This is a genomic window from Gemella sp. oral taxon 928 (assembly GCF_001553915.1).
GTDB classification, from domain to species: Bacteria; Bacillota; Bacilli; order Staphylococcales; family Gemellaceae; genus Gemella; species Gemella massiliensis.
In genome coordinates this window covers 1,060,929-1,081,310 of record NZ_CP014233.1, presented here as the reverse complement: position 1 = coordinate 1,081,310, position 20,382 = coordinate 1,060,929, and the positions used below count along the sequence as shown (strand labels likewise).

Genomic DNA, 20,382 nt, shown 5'->3' with positions numbered 1-20,382 from the left:
AGGAGGAGTTTAGTTTGAACATCAATAATTTAAAGGAAAAACTAGGTCAAAAAGTAACGATTGGTGCTTGGATTTCCAACAAAAGAAGTAGTGGAAAGATAGCATTTTTACAATTACGCTATGGTGCCGGATTTATTCAAGCTGTTGCATTAAAAGAGAGTTTAGGAGAAGAACGTTATCAACAATTACGTCATTTGCCTCAAGAATCTTCATTGAAAGTAACAGGATTAATTAAAGAAAATAATAGAGAGTTATCCGGTATTGAGTTGGAAATTGAAGATTTTACAATTATTTCGGAAGCAATTGATTATCCAATTACGCCAAAAGAACATGGAGTAGAGTTTTTAGCAGATAATCGTCATATTTGGATACGTTCTAAAAAACAACATGCTATTTTAATCGTTCGTAATCAAATTATCAAATCAACTTATGATTTCTTTGAAAAAGAAGGATTTTTAAAAACTGATCCTCCAATTTTAACTTCATCTGCTCCTGAGGGAACTACCGAATTATTTAATACAAAGTATTTTGACGAAGAAGCCTATCTTTCTCAGTCCGGTCAATTATATTTAGAAGCTACTGCTATGGCATTCGGTAAAGTATTTTCATTTGGGCCGACGTTCAGAGCGGAAAAATCTAAAACACGTCGTCATTTAATTGAATTTTGGATGATTGAAGCAGAAATGGCATTTTGTAATCATAATGAAAGTTTAACATTACAAGAGGCTTACGTTAATCATTTAATTGCTGATGTTATTGAAAAATGCCCTGAACAACTAAAAATTCTTGGGCGTGATTTAGAAACTTTAAACAATGCTCGTGGTGAATTTCCTCGTATTAAATATAAAGATGCTATTAAGTTGTTAAAAGATAATGGTTTTGATGATATTGAATACGGTGACGATTTCGGTTCTCCACACGAAACATTTATAGCAAACAGTTATAATAAACCTGTATTTATTACTAATTGGCCAATAGACATTAAACCTTTCTATATGATAGAAGATCCTGCTGACCCGGGGACAGTATTATGTGCTGATCTTATTGCACCTGAGGGCTATGGAGAAATCATTGGTGGTTCGCAACGTATTGATGATTATGATAAATTGCTGGAAAATATCAAAAAGCATGATTTAAACTTGGATGCTTACGGTTGGTATTTGGATCTTAGAAAATATGGTTCTGTTGAACATTCAGGTTTTGGTCTTGGATTGGAAAGAACTGTGGCATGGATTACAGGAAATGGTCATGTTCGTGAAACTATCCCATTCCCACGTCTATTAAATAGACTTACACCTTAATTATGCTAAATGTTAACACTAATGGACTATTAGTTGATGCTGAATTTTTAATGAATTACAAAAATTATAATTTATCTGGAGAGGAAGCAATTTTTCTTCTTCAGATAAATTACTTAACAGAGCAAGGGGAGAAAATATTTTCTGTAAATTCATTTTCAGTAGCACTAAATATGCCTGAAAAAGATATATTTTCTATGTTGGACAGTTTACTTAGAAAAAGAGTTATTAAATTAGCAAAAAATAATGGAATTAGTTTTATTATTTTTAATACTGAAGATAATTTTTATACTCTAAAAGAATTACTAAAATTAGTTGAGAGTATGGTTTCAAGAATGTTGACTTCGAGAGAAATTGATATTATTTCATCTTGGATTGACAGAAAATTTTTAAAAAGTGAAATAGATGAAGCCCTAAACATTTCAAAAAATATTAATTATGTAAATGGAATTTTAAATAATAAAATTAACAATGATATGATAAATTCGGAAGAAAGCGAGAATATTTTGGGATATGACTGGCTTAACAAATAAAAAATTGAATGAAAAAGCTAAAAAAGTAAGTAAATATCTTGATAGAGTTTTTCCAAATGTTGAATGTGAGCTTAATTTTTCTAATAATCTTGAATTAATTATTGCTGTATTATTATCGGCACAGTGTAAAGATGAGTACGTTAACCGTGCTACTGTTGGTTTATTTGAAAAATATAAAACTATTGATGATTATGCTGATGCCAAAGTTAATGATATAGAAAAATTAATTAAAAGTCTAGGATTATATAAGGCAAAATCAAAAAACATCGTGGGTATGGCAAATATGTTAAGGGATGTTTATGATTACAAAATACCACAAACACGTGAAGAGCTTATAAAGTTACCCGGTGTTGGTAGAAAAACAGCAAATGTTGTCCTTTCTGTTGGATTTGGGATACCGGCTATTGCTGTTGATACGCACGTAGAACGTGTTACAAAATTGATGGGGCTTGTTGATATGAATGCTACACCGCTGGAAGTAGAAAAGAAATTAATGGAGATATTTCCTATGAAAGATTGGGGGAAAATTCATCATCAGCTTATACATTTAGGTAGATATAAATTACCTGCACGTGGTGAAAAAGACACAGATCCCGAGTTGGAAAGATTATTAATTGAATAATTTGTAAGGAGAGTTCGATATGGTATATATTATTATTTTTTCAATAATTTTTATTTTTTTAGATCAGCTTAGTAAATATTTTATTCTTAATGATATGAATTTAGGAGATAGTAAAGAAATCATAACTAACTTTTTTAATATTACTTCTCATAGAAATCGTGGAGCAGCTTGGGGAATACTTCAAGACAGCAGGTACTTTTTTATAGTAACAACACTTATATTTTTAATTATTCTTTTTTATTATATTTATAAACAAAGAGAAAAAATTACTAAATTTGATATTCTTACTTTTTCGCTGATTGTAGGTGGTGCAATTGGTAATTTTATTGATAGAATAATACGTCATGAAGTTGTTGACTTTTTAGATTTTGAATTATTCGGATATAATTTTCCAATTTTTAACCTTGCCGATACATTTATTTGTGTAGGGGTATTGTTTTTACTTGTAAAAATATATAAAGAAGAAAATTAATAAAATATGATAAAACAGTAAGGTAATAAAATTTTATGGCTCTGTGTCAAATACGGGGCATGAGAAAAAATAAGGATAAAATGCTAAGCAATGCAGTGTTGCTTGGCATTTTTCAAAACGCCCTTAAAAGAAATATTATTTTTATACTCAGAAACAAATAACTTAGAAACAACTAAAATGCGTAATCTAAAGTTATAAAAGCTATTATAACCATAAGAAACTCTCTTTAAAACCTTTATCTTATTATTAATACCCTCCAAAGAACCATTAGAGATAGAATACCTAACACTATTAAGCATATACTCTTTATGTTTTCTCATAGTATTAATAGCCTTACTAACACCATCAGATAAACCGATAGTAGATTTTTCAATTAATTCTTTAAACTCCAACTCATTTCTATACCTTATCGCATATCTAATATCCTGAACTCTCTCATAGCTAGCCTTAAATATACAATCTAATCCTAATAAATAATCTAAAATATCACGTCTAGTAACTAAACTCCTAAAACTCCTATTAAAGAAAAACCTACCATGAGTAACATTACTTTCATCTTCTAATATTAACTTCCAATTATTTTTTAAAAGAGTATAATTAATACCTTTTTGTTTTTTGTAAATATTCATTAGCTTAACTCTAGTTCTATTAAGTTCTCTATTAACATTTTGAATAAAGTTCTCTATTAACATTTTGAATAATATGAAACCTATCTATAACAATTTCAGCATTAGGAAACTTATTTCTAATCAACTTCATATAAGGAGTATAAATATCAATACAAATAGCCTTAACATTACTTCTAGCCTCTTTAGAAAATCTGGAAAAATAATTATTTAAAATATACTCAGTTCTACCATCAACTATATCAATAATCTCATGAGTTAAAGCATCTAAAAAAATAAAACTCATACCATTTTTACTATCTTTAGTAAACTTTAACTCATCAAAGCATAAATACTCAGGTAAGGTATTATAGTTAAGAATGTCTACATGGGATTTACATTTATAAAGAGTTCTTATAACAGTATTAACCGATACATTATTCATTTTGGCTATTTGTTTAAAAGATAAAGTATCAGCTAAATCACTCATTATAGAAAACTTAACATTTTTAGAAATACTACAGTATTTATCTACAAAAGAAGTAGTAGCTACAAATTTTTTATTACAAGTTTTACACTTGAAACGTTGCTTTCTTAGTTCCAAATAAGCAGGGATACCTGATATTTTTAATAGATTAATTCTAGTAAGTTCATTAAAGCCGTTTTTAACTACAGTATAACCTTTATTAAGACAACCACAGCATTCACACTTCTTGGGTTTATATGTTAAGGTACCTTTGAATACAAAGTACTTTTGATTATTTTTTATAGTTTCGTTATGTGTTTTCTCAATAGTTATATTTTTATCTTTTATTTGTAGTAGGTTTTTAATGAATTCTCCCTCTTTTATTTCTTTTGTTTTTGTGTTAAAATTATTCATGACAGATATCCTTTCATAGTTTATTTTTTTTGCACTTTAATTATATTGGATATTTGTCTTTTTGTATATTAAAAAACAATACGAGGTATGGATTTTTTTTCATGCCCCGTATTTATTATACAACCAATTTTATTATCTTACTGCTTTTTGATAACATAAAATATTTTGTGTAGATAAAATATTTAAAAGAAAATAAATTTATTATTATTCTTTTACTTGTAAAGTATTTGAATTAAAAGTATAACATTGTTATAATTGATATTATAGTTTTTATTTATGGAGGTAATATGAGAATTTCGTTTAAAAGAGGTAATATTAAATATTTATTAATTAGCGGTTTAATTTATTTTATGGCTGTATTTGTAATACCGAGTATTTTACCGACATCAATAAATGTTTACACAAGATTAAATATTGTTCTGGCTTTATCAATAGCTGCAACTATAATTTTAGGAATGTATAGCCGAAAAATAACGAACGACATAGAACATGATGGAAAAAGGTATAATTTTTTAATACTTTTTACAATAGGACTTATAGGGTTTATGGCAATGATGTTTTTACAGGGAGCTGTTAATTATATCTTGCAATATTTAGCGAAATTTTTTGAATTCCAGACTACAAGCAAAAATACCAGTCATGTAGTAGAAATTATAAAACGTATGCCAATTTTCGTGTTATATGTAACTGTATTAGGACCTATTATGGAAGAATTATTTTTTAGAAAAGCTGTTTTTGGATATTTTTATGATATTTTTCTTGGAAGTAAATCATGGATAAGATTTACTATACCTGCAGTAATAACAGGAGTAGTGTTCGCTTTACCGCACGACGGGTTTTCTCCGCTTATGTTAATTTATATCGTTATGTCAATAGTATTTAGTTATTTATATACTTTAACAAAAAGTATTATTACTCCAATGGTTGCTCATATATTTATGAATATTTTAGTTGTTGTTGTTCAAATATTTTTAGGTGCATAGAGGAGAGAAATATGTCATCAAAAACATGGTTATCCACAAATTATTTTTTACAATTTGCAGTAAATGGTGTATTTTTACCGTTTTGGATACTTTATTTAACGAGTGTAAAAAATATAACAGTTTTAGAGGCAAGTTCAATATTTTCAATGTTATATTTTGCCAGATTTCTTAGTGGTATTTTTGTAAGTCCCTATTTAGTAAAAAAATATAGTTTAGGTTTAACGTTGAAAATATCGGTTGCTGTGGGACTTGTACTTGCAATAAGTTATGGTTTTACAAATGAAAAAAGTATTTTAACTATAATAACATTTTTATTTGGAATGATTTATTTCACAGTATCACCATTGGTGGAAAGTCTTGCGTCACTATTTTTAAAAGAGGAAAATATTGATTATGGTAAGGTTAGAACATATGGTTCTGTCAGTTTCACCTTGGTTGGAATATTAATTGGTGGTGTTATTGGTTATGTTGGTAACAATGCGCTATACTATATTTTAGTATTTTTGGTATTGATATATTTGATTTTTATGTTTTTGCCACAACCAAAATTAGTAAGTAATCTTAAAGTAGAAAAGGAAGAAAAAAGAGAACAATTATATTCATGGGTAATAAAAGATAAAAATGCCTTATTTTTAATTATATCAATTTTTTTATATCAACTAGCTCATACAGCTTATAATAATTATAATGCTATTTATTTAGAAAGTATGAATATATCTGCGAAATGGTTATCAGGAATAATCTTGAATATTTCTGTGATAGCTGAAATATTATTTTTTATTTTTTCAAAAAATATAATTAGTAAAGTAAAACCAACACATCTTTTTATTTTATCCGGAGTTGGTGGTGTAATACGTTGGGCAGTGTTGGGAACTTTTCATAATATTTATGTTTTTATTTCAATGCAATGTTTTCATGCAATAACATTTGCAATGTCACATATTGCTTTTATTTTGATTTTAAATAAAGGATTTAGCACAAAAAAAATTATTGATATGCAGAATTTATATATGGCTATAGGTTTTCAACTAAGCATGGCTGTAGGACTTTACCTTATGGGAGGATTATGGGATATTAGTACAACATATGTTTTTTATGCTTCGGCCGGAATAGCATTAGTTGGAACAATATTTGCAATGAAAATAAAAGAGAAGTAAAAAATAATTTTATCATATTATAAAATTTTAATACATAAATTAAGTTAGTAAAACCGAAAGACTATAGAAAGTCTTCCGGTTTTATATCATTCATACCGATCATCGGGTCTATTATATTAATATTTTTAAAAGTTAGTATAGTATCCTCATTAAATTTATTATTAAATTCATTATCAGACGAATTATATCTAAAGAACCATTCTAAAGCTGTTTGTCGACTAATGGTATTCGTCGGTTCTATAGATTTATAAAATACATTAGGATTTCCACAAAGAATTAATTTCTTTTTGGCACGGGTTACAGCAGTATATGTTAAATTTTTATTTAACATAAAATTATAAGAATCTATAAAAGGTACTATTACATTATCAAATTCAGAACCTTGTGCCTTATGAATAGAAGAAGCATAAGCTAATGTTATTTGATTAAGTTCTTGTTTTTCATAGGTAACAAAATTTTCATCATAGTTGATTATAATTTTGAATTTTCCGTCTTCTTTTACTATATCATAGATATATCCAATATCACCGTTAAAAATATTATCTTCCGGGCGATTAACAAGTTGCATAACTCTATCATCAATCTTGTAGATTAATTCTCCATATTCAATATAAACTTCATTTATATTAAATATATTTTGGATAGTTTTATTAATTTCATTTATACCTACCATTCCTTTGTAAATAGGGGCAAGAATTTGTATTTTTTCTTTTCCGGATGTTTTTAATAAGTTACTATAAGTTGTAACTATTACATCAAGAATCTCGTTTTTATTAGCCATTAGGAATTCTTTATCATCGAAATTTTCAAGTACATCAAATGGGATATTATTTTTTATAGAATGGGATATATTTATAATACTAGAATTTTCACTTTGTCTGAAAATTCTATTCAATTTAACTGTTGATATTGTATTAGAGTTTATTAAATCGTTAAGAACATTACCGGGAGCGATTGAAGGAAGTTGATCATTATCTCCAACTAAAATAATTTTTGCATCAAAGTTGATTATTTTAAGAAGATTATACATTAAAAAAACGTCAATCATACTGGCTTCATCAATAATAACAAGTTCAGATTTAATACTTTTATCGCTAATAAATTCTTCCATATTTTCATTTTCATTAGTCCAACCGATTGCTTTATGTATCGTTGAAGCGTAGAAACCGGTGCTTTCTGCCATTCGTTTAGCAGCCTTTCCGGTAGGTGCACAAAGGGTCAGAATATTTTTATGTTCGTTTAATAGATCGCTAAGATCATAGTTTTTAATTTTTTGAAAAATTTTTATCACTGCAAGAATAATAGTTGTTTTTCCGGTACCGGGGCCTCCCGTTAAAATAGAAACATTGTTTAGGATAGAATTTTTTATTGCGGCAATTTGTACAATATCATATTTAATGTCTAATTCTTCTTCCACTTCTTCAATATATGTTTCCAATAATTTATCATCTAAATTAATAGTGTTTTCTCGTTCTAAACGTTTTTCAATATCACTATAAATAGAATACTCTGAATAATATATTTCAGGTAAAAATATTTTATCATCAAGTTCAATAAGTTTTCCCAAATCAAGGGCATAGTTTAGAGAGTTTACAATATCTTCCTTAGCTAAAACTTCTTCACGTGATGCATAAAGTGTATTAAAAGTGTTATAAAGCAAACTATTTTTCTTAATGTAAGTATTTCCGGTAGAAAAACAAAATGTGTTTATTGTATAAATAAAACCATATAAAATACGCTCTTTATCATTAGCGGCTATCCCATTAATTTCGGCAATTTTATCAACAGTTTTAAAATTTATTCCTTTAATATCTCGAATAAGAGAATATGGTGTTTCGGTTATAGTTTTTATTGTATTATGTTTATAAAAATTATAGATTTTTAAAATTAAATTATTACTAAGATTATATTCATTAAGTTTTAAAATAACATCTTGTGTTTGTTTATTAGTGATAATAGTAGAATAGATAATATCTTTTCGTTGTTTAGTGATACCCTTAATGTTATATAAAGAATCTTTATCATTATAAATTTTGTCAAGTGCTTCAATACCGAGAGTATCAACAATATGTTCAGCAGTTTTTCTCCCGATACCTTGAAAAATAGAGCTTGATAAATAAGAAATTATAGCTTCTTTATCTTTTTCAATAATGGGCTCGGCAACTATAGCGCTAAGTTGTTTACCATATTTTCGGTGTTCAATAATTTCTCCTTTAAACATATAAAGCACTTCATTTTCAAATTTAACATCGGGGAAAGTCCCAACAACACTGAAATAATCCCCATTAATAAAATCGTAATTATCATTTAAAAATATAGAAAGAATGTAATAATTGTTTTCTTTGTTATGGAAAATTATTTTATTTAAAAATCCTTCAACAGTTTTCATTATCTAACTCCTAATAAACTAAGTAATAACACTATAATAATACATAATAGACAAAAAGTCTATAAATAGCTAATAATGATAGTTGTAATTTTAATAGATATATTAAATTAAAGTATAAAAGGTAAAATATTAAAAGTAGTATGCAAAAAATGACATATAAAATTTTAAATTATATTAATAATATTGTAAGTATAGTTTATTGCTAAAACTAGTGGCGTATAAAAATATAATTTGTTATAATAACAATGTAAAGAATAATAGGAGGGAGAATATATGGACATAAGACAGCTTAATTATTTTGTTACTGTAGCAGATAAAAAAAATTATTCATTGGCAGCTAAAGAACTTTATGTGACACAGCCTACATTATCGCTTGCTATACAAAAATTAGAAAAAGAATTTGAAACAGTGTTATTTAAACAAAGCAACAGACAGCTAATACTTACTGAAAGTGGGAGAGTACTTTATGAAAGCGGAAAAGAGCTATTAAAAAACTATAATAAAGTTGTAGAGAAAATGAATGATTTTCATAATAGTAATCAAACGGTATTAAAAGTAGGGCTTACTGTACTTTTTGCTATACAGTATATGGACGAAATTTCAAATTTTATTGCTACACAACCTAAGGTTGAGTTACGTTTAATACAACACGGTTCTAAAAAATTACAGCATATGGTTGTGAATGATGAATTGGATATCGGACTATTGTCATTTCCTCAATATGAGAATTCCATTATTATGGAAAAAATAGAAAAGAAAAAAGGTTCATACAAGGCGGCGGTTGTACTTCCAAAAAATCACCATCTTTCTGAGAGAAGTTCATTATCTATAGCGGATTTTAAAAATCAAAAACTAAGTTCTTTATCTAAAAGTTATGTATTAGGTAATGAAATATATATTAAGTGTCGTGAATATGGTTTTGATCCTAATATAGTTTTTACTGATGATAATTGGACAGTGCTTGTAAAAAGTGTTCTTACGTTTAACAGTATGGTATTATTGCCGGCAGAATTTGAGGAAATTGGGAAATTTTCCGATGTTAAGTGGATACCTTTGGAAGAGGATATAGAATATTTTATTGGTGTTGCACATAGAAAAGATAAAGAAATTTCTGAAATGGCAGAGTTGTTTATTGAATCTATATTGAAGTAGAAAATAAAAGAGAAATAATTTTTAATGTATAGATATTATTTACATAAAATAAATTACGTAAACATATATAATTTTTTTATTACTTAAAACTGACTTATAAAAATATTGTTATCTTTTTTAATACGTGTTACAATAGTAATTGTAAATAAGATTATTTAATATAGAAAAGAGGGGTAGTATGCCGATAGGAGTGTTAATCAACACAGCGGCAATTTTTCTTGGCGGTATAGTTGGGGTATTATTCGGAAATAAATTTTCTGAACATTTTAAAGAACAACTTAATCTAATTTTTGGGTTATGCTCAATTGGAATGGGAATTTCAGCAATAGGACTTATGAAATATATGCCGGCAGTAATTTTTGCAATAATTCTCGGTACAATTTTGGGAATTATATTTCATCTTGGTGAATGGATATATCGAGGTTGTGCGCAATTACAAAAGGCAATGGTTAAAATTATACCTACACGTAAAAATACAATATCGGAAATAGAATCATTAACGGTGTTAATTACGGCGATTGTGCTTTTTTGTGCTAGTGGTACAGGTATATATGGTAGTCTTGATGAAGGAATGACGGGGGATGCCAGTTTACTGATTGCTAAATCTGTCCTAGATTTCTTTACAGCTGCAATTTTTGCTTGTAACCTTGGTTATATCGTATCACTTGTTGCGGTACCGCAATTAATCATTTTTTCATGTTTATATTTTTCAGCTGGATTTATTGTACCGTTAACAACACCGGATATGGTTGCTGATTTTAAAGCATGTGGTGGTTTTTTGATGATTGCGACAGGTTTTAGAATAATTAAAGTTAAAATGTTTCCGGTTGCTGATATGATACCGTCAATGGTTATTGTTATGCCGCTAAGTTGGTTGTGGGTTAATGTGATTTTACACTTAATATGATTATGTATACATTGAAAAAATGGACTTTTAAATCAGTTCATTTTTATTTTTGCTTTAAAAAATATTCATTACGTTCTTTTGATTTAATAAAAATTTGTTCATAATTTTCTAACATTTCGGCAGTATAAATTCCTTCTTTTATAATAATGTTTAAAGAAGCTAAAACTTTATTAATACGTTTAAAAATATCTTCTACTGTTAAAGGAATTCCAAGTAAATTTTCTAAAGTATCCATACACTCAGGCTTAATAATGGGGTAGTTGTAGTTAATTTTTTGATTAGAAATTCCGATGTCATAAAATTCTTTCATAATTCCAGCACGTCGGTTTTGATTGCCAAACAGGCTTATGTAAATAGAGATAATGACGGAATTTTTTATTTTTCGTTGGGCAATACCTGCAAATTTTTTTCCGTTAATACTCAGATCAAAATCTCCCGGGCAATATGAGTTTTTAATTTCATATGCTTTTATTGATTTACTTCCTTCGGGAAATATAGCTTTAATGAAATCAGTCATAAGAAAATAACCTTCATTAATTGAAAAATTTTCTTTGGGTTTTGTCATAATAATAGAAAAATTTAAAATACCGGTATCAGCGATAATTCCAAGACCACCGATATTTCTAACAGCAGGAATCATATTATTTCTATAAAACGTAAAAAGCGATTTATAAAAGAATGGAATTCTTGTATCAGGAATACCGATTATAGCTGAATTGGTTAATGTATATATGTGTAATATACATTCATTATCGGACAGTTCGGTTCTTAAAAACATCTCATCGGTTGCAATTGGAATAAGTGGGTTTACAATATTTATTGTTTTAAAAATATTAAATTTTTTATTTGTTAACAGTTTAAGCATAATGACTCCAAAAATGAAATTATTGTGTTACTTACTTATTATATCAAAAATAAAAAATCAAGCCAATATAATTATTAGCCTGATTAAGATAAATAATTTATTTTTCTTTAAAAATTTGAGCTGTTTCTTCACCATTTAAAACACGTAGTGCACCGTTAGCGAGTGCTGACATTTCTTTTTCACCGGGGACGGTAAAAAACGGTGCAATAAATTTCACACGCTCATGTACTTCTTCTGCAATAAAACTAGAATGAGCAATTCCTCCTGTGAGTACAGTTGCATCTACATTACCTTTTAAAACAGTCGCTAATTCTCCAATAGCTTTAGCAATTTGATAAGCCATAGCTTTTAGAACCAATAACGCTTTTTCATCACCATTATTCATCAATTCATGTATTTTTCGTGCATCATTTGTGCCGAAATACGAAACAAGACCACCTTTTTTTCGAGTTAGTTCGGTAACGGTTTGTTTATCGTACATGTAACACAGTTTGATATATTGTTTCAAAGGAATACCGCCCGTACGTTCACTTGAGAACATTACTTCATCATCTGAAATAACATCTATCATACGTCCTTTTTTATGTGCACTTGCGCTGGCACCACCGCCAACATGAACAACGATTATATTGCTTTCTTCATATGGTTTGTTAAGAGTTTTAGCTATCGTTCTGGCAACTGCACGCATATTCAATGCGTGGCCGGTGCTACTTCGTTCTATTAAAGAAGAACCGGAAATACGTGCAATATTGTCCATTTGATCGACAGTAACGGGATCATAAATAAATGATTTTGCAGATATAGAACCGAATTCCTTAGCAACTCTGTTTGCAAGAGCAGCACCAAGATTAGATGCATGTTCTAAGACCGGTCTGTTTTTTAAACAATCAATTAATTCATCGTTTACTTCTATAGCACCGGCTTCAACAGGTGGTAATAGTCCTCCGCGCCCAACGACAGCATCAAAGCTAATGTTCGTTAAATGTGTATTAATAATGTTTTTAATATCTTTAAAACGTAAATCAAGTTGTTCAAAAACTGTTTTAAATACTTTTAAATCATCAATATTATAAGTAAGTTCGGTTCCGAATACTTGTTGTTCATCTTCAAAATAAGCAACTTTAGTCGAAGTTGCACCGGGATTAATAACAAATATTTTTTTCATATTTATTTACCTCCACTGACTAGTAATGCGAGTGCTAATGAATATTTTTTTTCTATTTCAGTAGCAGAACGTGATGTTAAAACAATAGGAACGGTTGCTCCAAGCACAAGACCTGCCATTTGAGCGTTTGCCATTAGAATAAGTGATTTAGATACAGCATTTCCTGAAACAATATCCGGTACCAGCAACACATCCGCATCACCTTGAATAACACCGGTATAGCCTTTTTCTTCAGCAATAGGTTTATCAAGTGATATATCTAGTGATAGAGGGCCCTCGACTATAATGTTTGTGTTACTTTTATATTGTTCGGCTATTTCAGCAGCTTCGACGGATGATTGCAGTTTAGGGTTAACTTTTTCAGCAGCTGATAATAAACTGATTTTTGTTTTTTTATATCCTAATTTTGTAAAAATATCAGTTACATCGGTAATAATTTGTTTTTTTTGTTCTATAGTCGGAAAAAGGAGCATACCACCATCGGTGATACCAAGCAGTTTATTGTAATTTGGAATATCCAAAAGTGCTAGATGGAAAAGTACATCATTATTTCGAATACCTGTTTTACTGTTAACAACTTCACGAAGTAATGTTGCGGTATTAAGTTGACCTTTCATTAAAAAATCAGATTTTTTATTTTTGATTAATTCAACACCTTTCTTGGCAGCCAGCGTATCATCAGCCTCATCAATAATTTCATATGGAATATTTTCAGTATCAATAGAGGAAAGTATATTGATAATAGTTTCCTTAGAGTCGATTAAAATAGGAGTTAAATATCCTGCACGTGCAAACTCAAAAACACTCTGTAATGCGTGCTTTTGACCGGCTTTAACGACAACGATTTTTTTTGGAGTTGCTACATTTTTTTTTAATAATTCATCAATTTCTTTAAAATTTTTTATCATACATAAATCTCCTTGTAAAAAATGCACCTAATAAAACAGAATTTATTGTTGTTATTAGGTGCAATATATTATAAATTAATTTTATAGTCTTCTTCTTTAATAATAGGGATAATTTTTGTAAATAACTTAACAAAGAAATATCCTGTGATAATTGGTACTCCTGCAAAAATCAGAAAGGCTTTAATTATCTCAAAAATTCCTCCATTAGTAGTGCTTAGGTGTGCTAGTGGCCCTACAAATCCACTAAAACCGAAACCTGCACTCATTGCAGTACCTTTAATATTAAAAAATGTTGCTAGAACACCGGTGCATGCGGCACTGCATATAGCAGGGAGCATAATTTTTGGTTTAGCAAGAACATTTGCCATTGAAATTTTCGGCGAACCGATAAAATGTGCTAAGCTAATACCTTTACTATTAACATACCATCCTGCAATTGCAAGGGTAAAACCACAAGCACAAATACCAAGGTTAGCAGCACCGGAAGCAATACCGTCAATATTAATAGCAAGTGCAACACCAACAGAAGTAATCGGTGTTACTATTAAACAAGCGAAGATAATAGCAATTAGAATTGTTAGTAAAATCGGTTGAAGTGTTAATAAATGTTTAATACCGTCTCCGAGAATTCTAGTCAATTCTGAAAAGAAAGGCAGTGTATATCTACCAATACCGCCGACGCCAACTAATGTCAATGGCGGTAGTATTAATACCGCATAATTCTTAGTTTTATCACCGATTAATAGTATAAAAGCGGTAGCTAATGCTGCTGTAAAAATCATAGTAACAATGTCACCGGCACCTTTTAACATAAGTCCCGTTTTATCAGGTGTTAAAACAATAGAACCGCTTGCGTAAAGTGTAGCTAATCCGATGGAAATAGATTGTATAGGTGTAAACTTAAACATCATCCCTATAATAACACCGGATGCAAGCCCGATAACGGCATTAGATATTGTTGTTGACATTGATAAAAACGATAAACTTGGATATGCTTTGACTAAGGGTTTTAATAATTCACCTAGTAATGCGCCGGGTATTAAGCAAATAACAGTACCTAAAGCAATACCATTAAGTACATTCATAATAAATGTTTTAAACGTTACTTTTTCTTCCATTATAGTAACCTCCTTATAAATATTTAGTAGTAAAAATACTTGTTAAATATTATAAAACAAATTAGTATTTTTGTATAAAATTTGTAATAAATATACCATGAAGTTTACATAAACTTATTTATATTAATTATGCAATAAAGAGAAGGGGGATAATCCCCCTCAATCTCCGGAGTTATCCATGGATGGCTTTTTTCAATATCATATCTGCTGCTTCAACAACTACTTCATTTAATGACGGATGACCATGTATAGTTAAGGAAATATCATCAACGGTTAATCCTTGTTCTATTGCTATAGATAATTCTGCAATTAAATCACTGGCACCGGGACCAACAATAGCCGCACCTAATAGCTTGTTGGTATCTTTTAGTGCAATTATGCGGACGAATCCCTGATTTTGTCCAATGGATAATGCACGACCGTTGTGACCGAATGGATATTGACCGACAACAACATCATAACCATGTTCTTTAGCTTGTTCTTTAGTATATCCGACAAGTGCTATTTCCGGCGTAGTGAAACATACAGTAGGAATACTGAAATAATCTACAACAGCGGTGCTGTCCCCAACTAGTGCTTCAGCAGCTATTTTTGCTTCATACATAGCTTTATGTGCAAGTGTAGGACCGGGAACAATGTCACCGATAGCGAAAATATGTTTTACAGTGGTACGGCGTTGCTCATCGACACGTATTAAACCTTTACTATCTAATTCTATACCTGCATATTCCAAACCTAATTCTTCAAAGTTGGGTTTTCTTCCGACAGAAACGAGGACATAATCTGCTGAAATGGAGTATTTCTCATTACCTATTGAATAATTAACGAGGGCAGATGTATCACTACTTTCTGCATTTTCAGCATGAGCGTTGGTAATAATTTCCACACCTTTTGATTTGAGATTATTTATAACAACATTGGCAATATCATCTTCAAAGACGCGTAATATCTTATCTGTTCCTTCAAGTATCGTTACTTTTGTGCCAAGTGTAGCATATGCTCCTGCCAGTTCAATTCCGATATATCCTCCACCTATAACAACAAGTGAACTCGGAATTTCGATTAAATTTAATACTTCTGTTGAACTGAGAATACGATCTTTAAACTTAAATCCTTTTATTTCAATAGGTTCAGTTCCTGTTGCAATAATAGCATTTTTGAAATGATAGGTATTATTGTGGAATTCATCTAAAATAACACTGACGGTATTATCATTAACAAAATTAACTTCACCGTAGACTACTTCTACACCATTTTTCTTTAATAAATTCTTAACACCATTATGTAACAAACCTATTACTTCTTCATTTTTCCATTGTTGTGTAAGTGAAAAATCAATAGTAACATTATCAGCTTTAATACCTCTTGAAGTGTTTTTAGTATTCTCGTATTGGTGGCCGACTGAAATTAATGCTTTAGAGGGGATACATCCACAGTGTAAGCATGTACCGCCAACTTTATTTTTTTCAAAGAGAGTAACTTTTTTCCCAAGTTGTGCAAGACGAATAGCAGCCACATATCCACCGGGGCCTCCACCTATAACGATTGTTTCTAATTCTTGAATAAAATTTCCAACTACCATACTTATCCCTCCACCAATAATAATTCAGGATTAGCTAAGTATTCTTTAATTGTATTTAATGCACGTTGTGCTGTACCGCCATCTATTATACGATGATCAAATGAGAATGATAGTTTTAACATAGGAACAAGTTTTGGTTGTTTGTTTTCATCGGGAATAAATGTTTCTTCAAAACGTCCAAAACCTAAAATTGCCACTTCCGGTTGATTAATAATTGGAGTTGCCCATACTCCGCTGGTAGCGATTGATCCAACATTAGTTATAGTCATTGATCCATCAGTTTGAACGTCACGGCCCAATTTACCTGCATGTGCTAATTCTGTGTTTTTTTCCAGTTCACGAGCTATAGTAAATAAACTCTTATGGTTGGTATCTTTAATATTTGGAACAAATAATCCATGTTGAGTATCCGTAGCTACACCAACATTAATATAGTTCTTATAAATAATTTCCTGTTTTTCATTATCAATAGAAACATTCAATTCCGGGAATTTTGTCAATGTAGCGGCAACAGCTTTAATAAAATATGCCGTATATGTTAATTTTATTTCTCTATCTTGAGCGAGTGGTTTTATTGAATTTCTATGCTCTACCAATCGTTCAACATTAACTTGATCCAACACTGTTACATGAGGAGAAATTGTCTTACTTGAAACCATTGCTTTGGCAATTACTTTACGAATACCGGACATCGGAACACGTGTGATGCGTTCTTTATGCGTAGGAATAGTAGAAATTTGTGGCTGTATATCTTCTTGAGCAGCAGGTTTTATATCTTCAATAACGGCTTCCGGACTAATATCTACTATTGAATGTTTATCTATTGTTACTTGGTTAGTGCCGCTTAAATAATTATCAATATCTTTAATTGTAACTAGCCCACGTCTACCGGTTGGGGATACTAAGCGTATATCTACACCTTTTTCGCGTGCATATTTTCTAACACGAGGAATGGCTAACAAACGGATATCAATATCATTATTATTTTCTTTTTTAGATGATACCGGAGTAGGAATATTTATTTTTTCTTCTGTATTACTTTGTTTTTCTTTTGGGGAATCATTAGGTACATGTTCAGTTTCTATATCAACGATAACCGAACCTACCTTAGCAATATCTCCTTCTTTTGCATATATTGTTTTAATAGTACCGGTGACAGGTGATGGTAAACCGATAACAGCTTTATCACTTTGTATTTCTACTAAAATATCGTCTTCTTTGACCGTTTCACCTTCTTTGAATCCCCATAATATAATTTCACTTTCATGTAATCCTTCACCGCTATCCGGTAAAATAAATGAATAAATCATAATTTTCCCTCCTTTCAACTAAAAATCGTATATTTCCTTAGCTTTTGCTATAATATCTTCCGGAGTAGGTAGCCAGTAATCTTCTGCTAAACCGAACGCAAATGTTGTATCCGGTGATGTAACACGACCAACAGGAGCATCTAAATACATAAATGCACGTTCAGCAATTTCAGATAACAGTTGACCTGCAACCCCTGCCTGACGTTGTGATTCTTGAACAACTATGACACGACCGGTTTTTTTCACGGAGGTGATAACAGTTTCCATATCAATAGGAGATACTGTACGTAAATCAACAACTTCTACTGAAATACCTTGTTTTTCCAATTCTTCAGCTGCTTGCAAGCTGTAATGAACCATTAATCCATAAGTGATAATAGACACATCAGTACCTTTTCTTACAACACTTGCTTTGTCTAATGGAACACGATAAGCTTCTTCCGGAACGTCGCCTTTAATTGAACGATACATTTTCAGATGTTCTAAAAAAACAACAGGGTCGTTACTTTCGATGGCAGAAATCAGCAAGCCTTTTGCATCATAGGGGTTGCTTGGCACAACAACACGTAATCCGGGGATTTGTGCTAATAAACCGTCTAAGCTATCAGAGTGTAATTCCGGAGTATGTACAGGACCTCCAAAAGTGGAACGGATAGTTACCGGCATATTACGAGTATTTCCTGAACGATATCTAAAACGTGATAATTGAGAGTAAACTGCATCAAATCCTTCTAAAATAAAACTTAAAAACTGAATTTCAGGAATGGGTCTAAATCCTTCTGCGGCAAGCCCTATAGATAATCCTAAAATTCCTGACTCTGCAAGTGGGGTATCAAGAACACGTTTATCACCATATTTTGCTTGCAAACCGTCTGTGATACGGAACACGCCACCATTTTTACCTACATCTTCTCCAAAGATAATAGTTTTATCATCGGTTGCTAATTTATAATCTAATGCTTCTGTTACAGCTTGTGCAATAGTTTTTTCAGTCATGTTATTCCGCCTCCCTTTGTTTATAAATTTCAATTTGTTCTTTAATATTTTGAGTCGGTACTTCGAACATATACTCTAAGAATGTTGATATTTTTTGTTTTTCCGCTTTGTTAATGTTAACCATAGCTTCTTTAATTTGACGTTTTACATCTTCAACAGTTTCTTCTTCCATCGTTTCGTTCCATAATCCTTTTTTCTCAAGATATTTTCTTAATCTTATAAGCGGATCTTTTTTTTGCCATTCGGCTACTTCTTCATCACTACGATAACGAGTAGGATCATCTGACATGGTATGTGGTCCTAAACGGTACGTATATGCTTCTATTAATACCGGCCCATTCTCAATGGCATATTCACGTGCTTTTAATACAGCAGAATACATTGCCAGCGGATCCATTCCGTCTACTTTAATACAAGCGATACCGGCAGCAACACCTTTTTGTGCAAAGGTAAGTGCTTTTGTTTGTTTTGATGTTGGAGTTGAAATACCGTAACCGTTATTTTGTAGAATAGTTATTAATGGCGCATTATAAACACCTGCAAAATTTAAACCTTCGTAGAAATCTCCTTGCGATGAACCGCCATCACCACAAAATGCTAATACAACATTTTTTTCACCTTTTAAACGTTTACCGAATGCTACCCCGGTCGCATGTGGCATTTGACCACCTACGATAACTTGTGGAGAAAATGCAGTAATGCTTTCTGGATATTGATTTGATCTAATATGACCTTTATACCATAAAAATGCTTGTTCAAGAGTTAGTCCACGTAATAATAACGGAGGAATATCACGGTAGGTAGGTACTAAAAAATCATTATCCTGTAACGCAAATGTCGTAGCAAGCTGACTTGCTTCTTGACCACCGGCAGGCGGATAATTACCTAATGCACCTTGTCGATTAAGAATAATGACGCGTTCGTCATATGTTCTTCCGAAAATCAATACTTTCATCAATTCAACAAGCTTTTCATCACTTACATCAGGAAATAAATCGGGATTAACAATTTCTCCATCTTCATTTAAAACCTGATACATTGGAAACAGTTTCGCTGCTTGTGTGATTGAATCTTCAAAAGCAAAAGTTCCTTTGTTTACAATTTTCATAATGCTCACTCCTTTGTTATATTTGAAAACGATTCCTTATATCTTTATTATATTTTATTTATATAAAAATTTCTAATTGCATTTTTTAATATAAGTATTAATAAAATTAATAGTTCTTATAATTAAAAATATATTATATATTAGGTCTAAGAAGTGTTATATATAAATAGACAGTTAAATATTTTTAAAAAATTTAATATTTATATGTATTAAATTTTCTTAACTTAATAGATAAAATTTATACTTTATGGATATATTTTTTAACATGTTTAATTTCCTTGTTTAACATATGTATCTTTTGTGCCTAAAATTTATACTTTTTCCATTAGTTG

17 protein-coding genes and 1 pseudogene are annotated in these 20,382 nt (G+C 30.3%); 8 read left to right on the top strand and 10 right to left on the bottom strand.

What is annotated here, in order from left to right; all coding sequences use genetic code 11:
- The first annotated feature begins 14 nt into the window (after nt 1–14).
- From asnS to lspA, 4 genes are read left to right on the top strand one after another with little or no spacing between them, the layout of a single operon-like run.
- Complete coding sequence (asnS, locus tag AXE85_RS04890; RefSeq protein ID WP_062173551.1) at nt 15–1,301, top strand: asparagine--tRNA ligase; 1,287 nt, start codon at nt 15–17, stop codon at nt 1,299–1,301.
- A 2-nt stretch (nt 1,302–1,303) separates the two neighbouring features.
- Complete coding sequence (locus tag AXE85_RS04885) at nt 1,304–1,831, top strand: DnaD domain protein (protein WP_062173549.1); 528 nt, start codon at nt 1,304–1,306, stop codon at nt 1,829–1,831.
- The gene (gene nth / locus AXE85_RS04880) at nt 1,812–2,453 is read left to right on the top strand and encodes an endonuclease III (RefSeq protein WP_062173546.1); all 642 of its coding nucleotides are present in this window, start codon (nt 1,812–1,814) and stop codon (nt 2,451–2,453) included. The genes AXE85_RS04885 and nth overlap by 20 nt, the downstream gene beginning before the upstream one ends.
- Before the next feature lie 19 nt (nt 2,454–2,472).
- Nucleotides 2,473–2,925 carry a signal peptidase II gene (gene lspA, locus AXE85_RS04875; protein WP_062173544.1) on the top strand — a complete coding sequence of 151 codons (453 nt, stop codon included), beginning with the start codon at nt 2,473–2,475 and terminating at the stop codon, nt 2,923–2,925.
- An 83-nt stretch (nt 2,926–3,008) separates the two neighbouring features.
- Here lspA and AXE85_RS08870 read toward each other — a convergent pair.
- A pseudogene (locus AXE85_RS08870) lies at nt 3,009–4,410 on the bottom strand (ISL3 family transposase).
- A 287-nt stretch (nt 4,411–4,697) separates the two neighbouring features.
- Between AXE85_RS08870 and AXE85_RS04860 the strand changes: the two are divergent.
- Both AXE85_RS04860 and AXE85_RS04855 read left to right on the top strand, forming a co-directional pair.
- Nucleotides 4,698–5,393, top strand: a complete 696-nt coding sequence (locus AXE85_RS04860) for a CPBP family intramembrane glutamic endopeptidase (RefSeq protein ID WP_062173542.1) — start codon at nt 4,698–4,700, stop codon at nt 5,391–5,393.
- An 11-nt stretch (nt 5,394–5,404) separates the two neighbouring features.
- Nucleotides 5,405–6,550 (top strand): MFS transporter, encoded by a 1,146-nt coding sequence (locus tag AXE85_RS04855; protein ID WP_062173540.1) that lies wholly within the window; start codon nt 5,405–5,407, stop codon nt 6,548–6,550.
- A gap of 61 nt (nt 6,551–6,611) precedes the next feature.
- Here the strand turns inward: AXE85_RS04855 and recD2 are convergent, their stop codons facing one another.
- On the bottom strand, nt 6,612–8,939 hold the full coding sequence (gene recD2 / locus AXE85_RS04850; protein WP_062173539.1) for an SF1B family DNA helicase RecD2: 2,328 nt from the start codon (nt 8,937–8,939) through the stop codon (nt 6,612–6,614).
- A 273-nt stretch (nt 8,940–9,212) separates the two neighbouring features.
- Between recD2 and AXE85_RS04845 the strand changes: the two genes are divergently transcribed.
- Together AXE85_RS04845 and AXE85_RS04840 are read left to right on the top strand one after the other, a co-directional pair.
- Nucleotides 9,213–10,091, top strand: coding sequence for a LysR family transcriptional regulator (locus AXE85_RS04845; protein ID WP_062173537.1), 879 nt, complete (start codon nt 9,213–9,215; stop codon nt 10,089–10,091).
- 178 nt (nt 10,092–10,269) lie between these two features.
- On the top strand, nt 10,270–10,998 hold the full coding sequence (locus AXE85_RS04840; RefSeq protein WP_062173535.1) for a DUF554 domain-containing protein: 729 nt from the start codon (nt 10,270–10,272) through the stop codon (nt 10,996–10,998).
- Between the two features lie 43 nt (nt 10,999–11,041).
- Here the strand turns inward: AXE85_RS04840 and AXE85_RS04835 are convergent, their stop codons facing one another.
- The 8 genes from AXE85_RS04835 to pdhA form a co-directional block, all read right to left on the bottom strand.
- A complete protein-coding gene (locus tag AXE85_RS04835) occupies nt 11,042–11,863 on the bottom strand; it encodes a lipoate--protein ligase family protein (protein ID WP_062173533.1) in 822 nt (273 codons plus the stop codon).
- 97 nt (nt 11,864–11,960) lie between these two features.
- A complete protein-coding gene (gene buk / locus AXE85_RS04830; protein ID WP_062173531.1) occupies nt 11,961–13,028 on the bottom strand; it encodes a butyrate kinase in 1,068 nt (355 codons plus the stop codon).
- A 2-nt stretch (nt 13,029–13,030) separates the two neighbouring features.
- Nucleotides 13,031–13,936, bottom strand: a complete 906-nt coding sequence (locus AXE85_RS04825) for a phosphate acyltransferase (RefSeq protein ID WP_062173529.1) — start codon at nt 13,934–13,936, stop codon at nt 13,031–13,033.
- Between the two features lie 68 nt (nt 13,937–14,004).
- Nucleotides 14,005–15,054 (bottom strand): PTS sugar transporter subunit IIC, encoded by a 1,050-nt coding sequence (locus AXE85_RS04820; protein ID WP_062173527.1) that lies wholly within the window; start codon nt 15,052–15,054, stop codon nt 14,005–14,007.
- Between the two features lie 172 nt (nt 15,055–15,226).
- A complete protein-coding gene (gene lpdA / locus AXE85_RS04815) occupies nt 15,227–16,636 on the bottom strand; it encodes a dihydrolipoyl dehydrogenase (RefSeq protein ID WP_062173525.1) in 1,410 nt (469 codons plus the stop codon).
- Between the two features lie 2 nt (nt 16,637–16,638).
- Nucleotides 16,639–17,946: a dihydrolipoamide acetyltransferase family protein gene (locus tag AXE85_RS04810; protein ID WP_062173523.1), complete on the bottom strand. Its 1,308-nt coding sequence runs from the start codon at nt 17,944–17,946 to the stop codon at nt 16,639–16,641.
- 18 nt (nt 17,947–17,964) lie between these two features.
- Nucleotides 17,965–18,942 (bottom strand): alpha-ketoacid dehydrogenase subunit beta, encoded by a 978-nt coding sequence (locus tag AXE85_RS04805; protein WP_062173521.1) that lies wholly within the window; start codon nt 18,940–18,942, stop codon nt 17,965–17,967.
- Between the two features lies 1 nt (nt 18,943).
- The gene (gene pdhA, locus AXE85_RS04800) at nt 18,944–20,050 is read right to left on the bottom strand and encodes a pyruvate dehydrogenase (acetyl-transferring) E1 component subunit alpha (RefSeq protein ID WP_062173519.1); all 1,107 of its coding nucleotides are present in this window, start codon (nt 20,048–20,050) and stop codon (nt 18,944–18,946) included.
- Nucleotides 20,051–20,382: the final 332 nt, after the last annotated feature.